The organism is Bacillus sp. AR8-1, assembly GCF_008042345.1.
Classification (GTDB): domain Bacteria; phylum Bacillota; class Bacilli; order Bacillales; family Bacillaceae_G; genus Bacillus_A; species Bacillus_A cereus.
The window spans coordinates 172,220-182,233 of the sequence record NZ_QNUB01000006.1 but is presented as its reverse complement, the minus strand read 5'-3'; the positions used below and the strand labels follow the sequence as shown (position 1 = coordinate 182,233).

The following is a 10,014-nucleotide window of genomic DNA, read 5'->3' as shown; positions in this document are numbered from 1 at the left end:
AGGTTTCTTTTTAAGCTAATTTATTTCTGTATAGTGATACGTGAAATACTGTCATTTGAATAAAGAAAATCGAAAATATAATATATAATGGGTATCCAGGAAGATATTCATTAATAATAGGCGAAAAAGTTAAAAATCCAACTGCACAAGGTAACACAAACCATAACGATACAAATGTTGTTCGGCAAGCTTTATCCGTAATCGCTTTTTCACGTTCATCTTCTAGTGGAAATAATAATGGATACATCCAAAAAGATAAATTCTTATATTTTTTCTTTTGAATTCTATAAAAAATTGTAACTATAATTGCTCCAATAAATAATAAAATGAATGGTACTCCATTAAACCATACTTCAAATGGGAATTTCTCGTTTTTAATTATATCTGCCAACTCTGTAATGACACTATAAAATTCAACAAATGTCCAGCATGCTAAAGCAGTATAAAGCACGTTTATGATATAAGAAAAAACAATTCTATTCATCCTCTTCCCCCTCCTTATTTAAAACAAACACATCTTCCATCTTTAACTGAAACACATCACAAATCGTAAGTGCTAATAACAACGAAGGAACGTAATCCCCTTTTTCAATTGCTGCAATTGTTTGTCTCGTTACTCCAACCTTTTCTGCTAATACGCTTTGTGTAAAGTTAAAACGAGCTCTTAATTCTTTTACTCTGTTTAAAATGGTCAAATTTACCACCTCTCACCATTATTGTATGCTATCCTTAACAAAATGTAAACTCGACTTAACATTATTCTTACAAAAAAATCCAACTTTACGTATTGTAAAGTTGGATTACGTTTTAGTTTAAAATTGTAAGCTTAACATTTTTTCTGCCCCACTTACTAGACGAAGCTTTATCTGGCATTAAAACATCAATTTTGTGACCTTTAATCGCGCCACCAGTATCTGCTGCAATTGCTTCTCCGTATCCTTCAACATATACACGAGAACCTAATGGGATAACAGATGGATCCACCGCAATCAATTTCATTCCTGGGTTTGCAGTTAGATTATAGCCTCCCCATGCAGAATATACTTGTTGACCTGGTGCATAGCCATTTTCACCTGGATCTGCTGTATAAGCTGTTGCATGTACATAAAGTTCTTTCCCGCCAGCAGTTGGCTTAGAAGACGGTTCAGGTTGTGCAGGTTTTGCAGGTTTTGCAGGTTCTACCTTCGAATTATTATTAGCAACTGGTTCAGCCGGTTTACTAGCTTTTTCTTGCTTTTGCTTTTCAGCAATTTCTGCTTGTGCTTTCGCTAAAGCTTCTTGCTCTGCTTTTGCAGCCGCTTCTGCTTTTGCACGCTCTTCCGCCGCAATTCTTGCTGCTTCTTGTTCACGAGCAATTGTTTCTTGTACTGCCTTCATATTTGATTCAATTTTAGCTTTTTCTTCCGCTGCTAAATTAAGTTGACTTGCAACCTCATTATATTTAGCTTGAACTGTTTGTAAGTTATCTTGACGTTTTTTCAAGTTATCTTGCAGTTCAGCTTGCGCTTTTGCTAATTTTTGTTTATCTACTACTAAAGATGCTTCTTTTTCGTCAATTGTTTTCTTATCTTCTTCAATTTGACGAAGATCTTGTTCTTGTAGACGTAAAATTTCTTTATCAGCTTCTAGAATAGTAGAAACTGCGTTCATACGTTGTAAGAAGTCTGCAAAGTTTTTTGACTCTACTACAACTTCTACTACTAAACTTGTATTTGAGCTGTTTTGAACAGAAACCATACGTTTTCTCATAATATCTTTACGAGCAAGGACTTTATCCTCTAAAACGACAATTTCTTCCTTTTTTTGTTCAATCTGCTTATGTGTTTCATCGATTTTACGTTGAATAGCAGCTTGATCCTCTTTATTTTTTGCAATTGTATTATTTAAATTATGTAGTTCGTTTTCGATACCTTTAATTTCTTTACTAACAGCTTGCTTCTCTTGCTCTTTCTTTTGCATTTCTGCATCGTTTTGTTGCAATTGCTGTTGCATGTTGTTAAGTTTCTCGTCGTTTGACTCTGCTTTTACAGCGACTGTACTAGAAAGACCGATAATTCCTGCTAATACTAGACTACTGATTCGCTTAAAATAGTTCATAATCCGACTCCCTTCTTATACAGTTATACATGATTTATTTTACAGTTTGTTTACAAAACGATTAAATACAGTTTATTTTTCGTGACAAAAAAAAGAGAATTATGAATAAAATGTAATAGATTCTTAAATATTTAACAATTCCTATATTTAAAAAATACAAAAGATGCTAAAATCCAAATATAGAGAAAATATAACTTTCGAAGGCGGTTGAAATAAATACATGTTTACTCAAAAGAAATCACTCCAACATACAATTGCTCAATTAGAAGAGCGTATACAAGAATTAGAAGCAGAATTAAAACAAAAAGATATTGAAAAACAAGAGACTATTTCTACTATCCACGATCGTGTACAAAGCGTTGTCCAAGAGCACCAACTTGTAAATAACCAACACAATACACTCCAAAATTTAGTTCAACAATTAAGTTCATGTTTCGAAAATGTTTCAACACGTACGACACATTCCAATGAGTTAAATAATGAAATGTTACAAAAGGAACAAAGCTTAATTCAGTCTATTGCAGAAATTATTGACTGCTCTAATGAAGGAAAAGAATCCGTTCACCGCTTACTTATTGTAATTAATAAATTAGGTGAACAATCCCAACGCACGTCTAATAGTATGAATCATCTAAGCGAACGCTCAAAGGAAATCGAGCAAATTGTAGAAGTCATTCAAAACATTGCAGCACAAACAAATTTACTTGCTTTAAATGCGAGTATTGAAGCCGCACGTGCTGGAGAACACGGTAAAGGATTCGCTGTCGTTGCCAATGAAGTAAGAAAACTAGCAGAAAGTACAGCAGAAAGTACAAAAAACATAGGCAACTTAACGAAAAAAATTCAAGAAGAAATTGAAAAAGCATACGATAACACAAAAGATAATTTACATTTAGTCGATGAAGGTGTAGAAATGAGCGCCGATACAAACGCTAGAATTGAAAATATTTTAGTTATGATTCAAACGTTACAAAATGGTGCTACAAATGTTATTAAGGCTATTGAAAACCAAAAATCTTGTAATGATGACATATTACGAGAATTCGCTAACACACAACAAATGTTCCAAAAATTAAATACTACTATTATGAATCATATTCATGATGCTGAAAAAGTCGATGTTCAATTGTCTAAAAGTCTTCAAGGAACAGTAAATTCTTAATTAAAAATAAAAATCCCTTATACTGCTATAAGGGATTTTTATTTTATTTCGAATATTTATTTCTTTTCAATATTCATCCATATCTTTGTTATAATGGAAAAGTTGTTTCTTTCAACTAATAAACAAGGAGGTTATTATGGAACAATTTTACTACGTTTTAAAATATTTAATTCTCGGTCTGTTCCAAGGACTAACAGAACCAATTCCAATTTCTTCAAGTGGTCATCTCGTTTTAGCACAACATTTGCTAGGACTAAAAATAGAAGGGTTTAGCTTCGAACTACTTGTTAATTCAGCTTCATTATTAGCTGTATTACTTATTTATAGAAATGATTTAATTCGTCTAACGAAGAATGGTCTCTCTTATATATTTACAAGAGCAGAAGACGCAAAATCAGATTTCTTCTTTATTATTTATCTTGTTATTGCAACCATTCCAGCAGGTGTTATTGGTGTTTTATTTAAAGATTACATCGATCAGTACTTAAAAGGTGTGAAGATGGTTGGGATTTCCCTTCTTATTACTGCTGTCGGCCTTTGGATTATTAGAAATTTACGCGGTCGTAAAAATGATGGCGACCTTTCTATGAAAGATGCAATCATCGTCGGATTAGCACAAGCTTGCGCACTGATTCCCGGAATAAGCCGATCTGGTGCCACAATCGTAGCAGCAATGTTACTTGGTATGAAGCAAGAAACAGCTCTTCGCTTTTCATTCTTACTATACATTCCTGTTAGCTTAGGTGGGTTATTGTTAAGCATTACAGACATTGCAAATGATCCAAATCTAGACACATTATTCGTGCCATATGTTGTTGCATTCATCGCAACATTTATCATGACGTATATTTCACTAAAATGGTTTATGAACATTATGGCAAAAGGAAATTTAAAATATTTCTCTTTCTATTGTATTATCGTAGGTGTACTTACTCTTATTTTCTTATAAAATGAAACTTACAAATTGAAAGCGAGTCATTCTATTACACTAGATGACTCGCTTTTTTATACCTGTATTAAGTTAAAATCTATCATTTGCTTTGAATTTTCTGAATAGTATGATATCATTTAAGTTCACTATTATAGTAAAGCTATCTTTCCTACTATTATCGTAAAAGAGGTGTTTATATGTTTATTGTTACTAAACTCATTCATATTAAGTACGGATATGAAAGTGAGCTTCTTTATGGGCTTAAACAATATTATCCTTCTCCCGGAACGAACGGTTGTATTAACATAGAGTTTTCACATGTTCATCCTACAAATGATAAGGCAGAATATATGATTCGTATGTTATGGAAAACACAACAAGATTACCATACATGGCTTTCTCAAAGAGAAAGAAATGTAACTTTGAAGCACAAAATACAAGGCTATATCCTTTCTTCCAAATCAAATGCTAGCTATGTACATTAACCCTTCTCTTTTTATTCCTTACGAGGGGAAAAATGATAAAGTGGAACTTTAATCAGCTCTCATCAATCGGGCTGTTCACAAATAACGAGATAAGGCCCCTCTTACTTTTCATACTGTAAGAGGGCTTCTCTTATGCATACACTTTCTTCTCTTGACAATACAAACGAATAACATGTTTATTTTGTTGAAATACATCATGCGTCAGACGAATAATAATAAAGTTTCTTTTTGTTTGATCATTATGAACAAAAATCTGTTCTCCCTCCTGAAAACGCCATGCACTTTCAAAAGTCGTAATATGATCCCCACTTACAGAAAAAAGTTCATATCGCATCTCTTGTACCCTCTCTCAACTTACATAATCATAATATCCTCATATTAAATTTATTATAACTTAATTCCTATAAAATTAGTAATTATTTCTATTTCGAAAGATTTTAACTTTGTATTTAAATATTTTTGGCGCTATAATGATAAACGAATTTTCATTGAAAGGAGTTTTACTTTGACTGCATATTTATTTCCAGTAAAAACAGCATTTATTTTATTTCCCTTTTTAGCAATGTTTCTTTTAATCCCTTTTTTAATATTTAATTATCGAAAATACGGTTATTTAAATAAATGGCGCTCATTTATTTTATACTCATTATTACTTTACTTATTAAATGCCTATTTTCTTGTTATTTTGCCGTTACCACAAACGTTTGATACTTGTAGCCTACAACCAGCTAATACACAACACATGCAACTCTCACCATTTTATTTCATACAAGAGATTAGTAGTCATACATCGGCAGTTTTAACGAAACCAGCTACTTATTTCTACTTATTAAAAGAGTCTGCGTTTTTACAAGTTGCATTTAATGTTCTATTAACTATTCCATTCGGTATTTACTTACGTTATTATTTCCGACGTAGTTTCTTACAAACAATTTGCATTTCCTTTTTCCTTTCACTATTTTTCGAGCTAACACAAGTGACTGGATTATACGGTATATACAATTGTGCATACCGATTATTTGATATCGATGATTTGTTTTTAAATACATTAGGTGGCGTAATTGGTTTTATCATTGCCCCAATATTTACGTACTTCCTTCCGAAGACAAATGAGTTAGATAGTCATATTGATTTGGAAACGAAACCAGTCGGATTCATTCGTCGCCTTATCGCGATGCAAATTGATTGGATTTTCTTATCTATCGTCGTACCTGTCGTTAAAAACAAAGGAAATTCTTTCTTCGTTTCTAATATGCAATCTTACACGAATATGTATGAACTCATTTTCATTACGTGTTCAATCCTTATTTATTTTATTCTTATTCCATACTTTACAAATGGAAAAACAATTGGGAAAGCATTGCTCCGCATTCATCTGAAAGGAAAATCAGATCGTATTACATTAAAAGAACTATTTATTCGCTACGGTATATTTTATTTTGCGTTAGGCGGAATCAATTATATTCTTTCTAGTAGCTCTATGTTAAATCATACAGAGCCTTTAGTATTACTCGTTACATTGTTATTCCTATTTATCATTAACGGCCTATTTATTATTCATGTTTTACTGCATGTATTTAGCCGTGATAAACTACTATTTTATGAACATATTAGTCATACAAGAAATGCAATTACGCTAAAAAAAGCTGACAAATAATTATTTGTCAGCTTTTTCATATACATAATTTGAAACTTTAATCAGTGGGGGTCTTACTGCCCGGCAAATAGCGGGATAAATAACTTTTCTGCATAAGGATTAAAAAACATTCCAAGTTCATCTAGAGACTTCCTCGCCTGTAAAAACGAATGAAACTCTGGATATATATCTTGTAATTGCTCATACGATAATGTATGCATTTTCCCCCAATGCGGACGCCCTTCATACTTCAGAAAAATTTTTTCCACTTCGCCAAAGTAAGCAGCATATTTCATACCTTTATACATATGAACAGCGATATACGCTGAATCTCTTCCATAGGCTGGACTAAGCCATATATCATCACCCTTCACATAGCGGCATTCGATCGGGAAGTGCACCTTATACTTTTTCTTTTCAATAAGATTTGAGATTTCTTCTACCACAGTCCTCATATACTTTGAAGGAATGCTATACTCCATTTCATAAAATGGTACCGTACGTGATGTAGCAAATACTTCATAGCTCGGGCCAATTATTTTTGTGTTTGGTACAGCCTTAGCTGATAATCGACTCACTCCTTTACTTATAGAAGGAAACCATTTACACCCTTTAGATAGCAAAGAGAACATCCTATTTTCAAGTAACTCCACCTTTAGTTTATGCCATTTCAAATCACTGCCTGTATTCGTTGTTTCGTTCGTAAGTTTTACTTGTACTTCATCAGAATAAGGAAAAACGAAAAATTCAAAGTGACGATGCTTCTTATACTCTTCTAGTTTGTTCATTACAGTAGATAATGACTGTTTTTCACTTTCATAAACGAGTGAATACGCTGGAATAACCTTCAATTTTATCTTTACAATGATACCTAACATTCCAAGTGACAACTGAAACGCTCTCCAATATTCTACGTTCTCAGCTTCCGAACAAACTATACTCTCACCATTAGATAAAACGGCCGTAATCTCTATAACTTGTGTTGATAAACTCCCAAAGGTAATACCCGTTCCATGAGTCCCCGTACTAATCGCTCCTGCAATAGATTGTGAATCAATATCCCCTAAATTTTCTTGCGCATAACCTTTTTCCTCAAGTAACTTCCCTAAATCATATAACTTTGTTCCTGCCCACACTTCAGCGACCATCTTCTCTTCATCAATATTCACAATGCCCTTCAATTCATCTAAAGAAACTAAAACTTCTTCGGTTTGCACAAGGGGTGTAAACGAGTGTCCTGAACCAACAACACGAATTTTCCGCCCCTTTTTTCGTGCAAGCCCCACTACTTCTACTACATCTTGTATACTTTCTGGATACATCGTATAATGCGGCGTTCCTTCTACATTCCCTGTCCAATTCCTCCACTTTTGTCCCTTTATAGAAAGCATTGGCCATCCCCCCGATATGTTGAATACTCCCCAACAATCTCTCCTTTTTTAACACGATACAAAAAAGGAAAGCGCTCACATAATTCACCAGCCTTACTATGACGAAACAAAATGGACTCTCCTATATCCACTCGTTCCTCGCCGCTATAAAAAATTGGCGTTTGTACCTCGCCAGCACCTTCTAAAGCTAATAGTTTTGCACCCTTCGGTCTCCAAACTTCAGGCTCTTTATCTTTTCCAACTGCTCCTGAAGCAATATATCCACCACCTAGGCAAGTGTAAATAAACGGGACTGGTTTACGCACAACTGGTAAAGCAAATCCGACCGCTGGATGAAATTTCACCTCTTTATAATAATCAAACAGCTTCGGAGAATAAAAAGCAGAACCTATTGTAATCTCTGAAACTGAATTATCTTTCTCAGTTGTTTTTATGCTTCCTGTTCCGCCTCCATTTACAAACCTTAGCTCAATACCAAGTTTTTGTATTGCTTTTACAATATATTCTCTTCTTTCTTTCACTTCTAGCACTGATTTCTGCTTTAAATACGAAATCACTTTACTCTTCAGCCATTGATTCGGTATATGGTCTCCCACCCCAGCAATTTGAGCTTCATAACCCATCACACCATCTAACATTAAATATGATGACCTTCTCACCTTTTCTACTACTTTCAACGCATCCTGCACATTTTTTACTGGGGATCTTTGTACACCAAAATGAAATTGAAAGAAACGACTACTCATATCAATATCCAAACAAACACGAAAAAATCCTCTAGATTTCTCAGCAATTTTTTCTAAATACACAATATGCTCTTCACAATCCACCATACAAGTTATAATGAAACCTTTCTTTGTTAGCAAACTAATTTCACACAAAGCTCTTTCATCATAAGCAGGATATCCGAGCAATAAATCATTAAATCCTTGTTCTATTAAAAATAAAACCTCTCTAGGTGAAAAGCACATAATACCTTGAAATCGATCATTTGCAGCTAAAATCTTTTGCATAATCGGAACAGAACGTAACGATTTACTCGCTATACGAATCTTCTTATTTCCACTTAACTCTATAATCGATTGAATATTTCTATCTAAAGCCACTTCATCCAAAAATGCACACGGTAATGGAACTTCTTTAAAAATTCCTCGATCCACATTTTTCTCTCCTCTTTTCAATATGTCTTATACATATTGGAAAGAAAGTATGATTTTCCTGTTTGCAAATAAAAAAAGTTTCTTCTTTACGAAGAAACTTTTTGAAACTACTTCATAGAAATAGTCGCCTCTACTGGATAATGATCAGAGTAATCATTATACGTATATTTTTGGAACCACGATGTAACAGTCCATTGTGGAGATTTCGGCTGTAACACCTTATTCTCTATATACGATGGGTTCGCATGGTCTTTGCTTGCAATAATATAATCTAAATATTCGGCAGGACTATCAGGGAAATTATATTTTGCAATACTGTTTGTCGTTGCATCCCAAGTCGCTGTATGTCCAGTATAAGATGGTACAGAAGCGTTCAATGTTTTAAACATAGATGCATACTCTGAATCATTATTGTTCTCTGCATTTATCTTATTTACGTTCATATCACCACCAATTAACACATACTCATTATTTGGTATATTTTTATTTTTAATAAAATCTTGAATTTCTTTTAATTGGTTCGTACGTACAGATGCTGGTGAAGTTTTTCCGCACATACTATCTTCAGCCTGCAAATGCGTCCCAATCACGTGAACGAAACGATCATTTTTCTTAATTTTCGTGTATACAAATCCTTTATTCGATAAATTATCTGGCCCGCATCCTTTTGCAAATACATATTGAATCTTTTCAGCGATTGGCCATTTGCTCACAATCGCAACGCCACCATCTTCAGGAGTTGAAGATGAATAGTTTCCTAACGTTTTATCCCATTCGCTTCCACTACTACGACCTAATACTGCTGTTTGATTTGGATATTCTTTCTTCAAATTGCCTAATAAACGATCTGAAGCACTATTATCAAACACTTCATTTAATATAACAACATCTTGATTCTTTATATAATCTGCCGCCCCGATTAAATCAGCACGCTCAGTTTGTCCCCAGTTCGGATATAAGTTTGTTGATAGCATATATACATTATGCGTCATCACTTTTAATGTATCATTTTGATTTGTAGATGCTTCTGCTTGAGCTGAAGTTCCGCTATATAAAGCTCCTAAACCAACCCCTAAGCTAAGTACACCTTTTAGCAATTTACCTTTCACGTTTCATACCTCCATGTATTGTATAGTAATAAAAAGGCCAAAT

The 10,014-nt window shown here is 33.7% G+C and carries 10 protein-coding genes and 1 pseudogene; 4 read left to right on the top strand and 7 right to left on the bottom strand.

Features of this window, described 5'->3' with window-relative positions; all coding sequences use genetic code 11:
- Positions 1 to 10 precede the first annotated feature (10 nt).
- The 3 genes from DN400_RS03660 to DN400_RS03650 all read right to left on the bottom strand — a co-directional run bounded on the left by DN400_RS03660 (position 11) and on the right by DN400_RS03650 (position 2,097).
- Positions 11 to 484, bottom strand: a complete 474-nt coding sequence (locus DN400_RS03660; protein ID WP_001080041.1) for a DUF2178 domain-containing protein — start codon at positions 482 to 484, stop codon at positions 11 to 13.
- Positions 477 to 695: a helix-turn-helix transcriptional regulator gene (locus DN400_RS03655; RefSeq protein ID WP_000154019.1), complete on the bottom strand. Its 219-nt coding sequence runs from the start codon at positions 693 to 695 to the stop codon at positions 477 to 479. The genes DN400_RS03660 and DN400_RS03655 overlap by 8 nt, the downstream gene beginning before the upstream one ends.
- 112 nt (positions 696 to 807) lie before the next feature.
- Positions 808 to 2,097 (bottom strand): 3D domain-containing protein, encoded by a 1,290-nt coding sequence (locus DN400_RS03650; protein WP_098322663.1) that lies wholly within the window; start codon positions 2,095 to 2,097, stop codon positions 808 to 810.
- A 631-nt stretch (positions 2,098 to 2,728) separates the two neighbouring features.
- Between DN400_RS03650 and DN400_RS30255 the strand changes: the two are divergent.
- From DN400_RS30255 to DN400_RS03635, 3 genes and pseudogenes are all read left to right on the top strand, one after another.
- Positions 2,729 to 3,259: pseudogene (locus DN400_RS30255) on the top strand (methyl-accepting chemotaxis protein); the annotation flags it as partial.
- A gap of 136 nt (positions 3,260 to 3,395) precedes the next feature.
- Complete coding sequence (locus DN400_RS03640; protein ID WP_000434794.1) at positions 3,396 to 4,208, top strand: undecaprenyl-diphosphate phosphatase; 813 nt, start codon at positions 3,396 to 3,398, stop codon at positions 4,206 to 4,208.
- Between the two features lie 179 nt (positions 4,209 to 4,387).
- The gene (locus DN400_RS03635) at positions 4,388 to 4,675 is read left to right on the top strand and encodes an antibiotic biosynthesis monooxygenase (protein ID WP_000471253.1); all 288 of its coding nucleotides are present in this window, start codon (positions 4,388 to 4,390) and stop codon (positions 4,673 to 4,675) included.
- 130 nt (positions 4,676 to 4,805) lie between these two features.
- On the opposite strand, the gene DN400_RS03630 is transcribed toward DN400_RS03635, so the two are convergent.
- A complete protein-coding gene (locus DN400_RS03630) occupies positions 4,806 to 5,009 on the bottom strand; it encodes a hypothetical protein (RefSeq protein WP_065229760.1) in 204 nt (67 codons plus the stop codon).
- A 171-nt stretch (positions 5,010 to 5,180) separates the two neighbouring features.
- On the opposite strand from DN400_RS03630, the gene DN400_RS03625 reads away from it, so the two are divergent.
- Entirely contained in the window at positions 5,181 to 6,332 is a 1,152-nt protein-coding gene (locus tag DN400_RS03625; RefSeq protein WP_000128016.1) for a VanZ family protein, read from the top strand.
- Between the two features lie 53 nt (positions 6,333 to 6,385).
- Here DN400_RS03625 and DN400_RS03620 read toward each other — a convergent pair whose 3' ends face one another.
- The 3 genes from DN400_RS03620 to sph all read right to left on the bottom strand — a co-directional run bounded on the left by DN400_RS03620 (position 6,386) and on the right by sph (position 9,971).
- Entirely contained in the window at positions 6,386 to 7,702 is a 1,317-nt protein-coding gene (locus DN400_RS03620) for a D-arabinono-1,4-lactone oxidase (RefSeq protein ID WP_065229759.1), read from the bottom strand.
- Positions 7,690 to 8,862, bottom strand: coding sequence for an amino acid deaminase/aldolase (locus DN400_RS03615; RefSeq protein WP_147801547.1), 1,173 nt, complete (start codon positions 8,860 to 8,862; stop codon positions 7,690 to 7,692). The genes DN400_RS03620 and DN400_RS03615 overlap by 13 nt, the downstream gene beginning before the upstream one ends.
- A 107-nt stretch (positions 8,863 to 8,969) precedes the next feature.
- Positions 8,970 to 9,971, bottom strand: coding sequence for a sphingomyelinase C (sph, locus tag DN400_RS03610; protein ID WP_000676799.1), 1,002 nt, complete (start codon positions 9,969 to 9,971; stop codon positions 8,970 to 8,972).
- Positions 9,972 to 10,014 lie beyond the last annotated feature (43 nt).

Excerpts from the sequence above, each read along its gene's own strand:
- DN400_RS03620 (WP_065229759.1), bottom strand. The coding sequence starts at position 7,702 with ATGCTTTCTATAAAGGGACAAAAGTGGAGGAATTGGACAGGGAATGTA.
- DN400_RS03650 (WP_098322663.1), bottom strand. The coding sequence starts at position 2,097 with ATGAACTATTTTAAGCGAATCAGTAGTCTAGTATTAGCAGGAATTATC.
- DN400_RS03635 (WP_000471253.1), top strand. The coding sequence starts at position 4,388 with ATGTTTATTGTTACTAAACTCATTCATATTAAGTACGGATATGAAAGT.
- DN400_RS03640 (WP_000434794.1), top strand. The coding sequence starts at position 3,396 with ATGGAACAATTTTACTACGTTTTAAAATATTTAATTCTCGGTCTGTTC.
- DN400_RS03660 (WP_001080041.1), bottom strand. The coding sequence starts at position 484 with ATGAATAGAATTGTTTTTTCTTATATCATAAACGTGCTTTATACTGCT.
- DN400_RS03630 (WP_065229760.1), bottom strand. The coding sequence starts at position 5,009 with ATGCGATATGAACTTTTTTCTGTAAGTGGGGATCATATTACGACTTTT.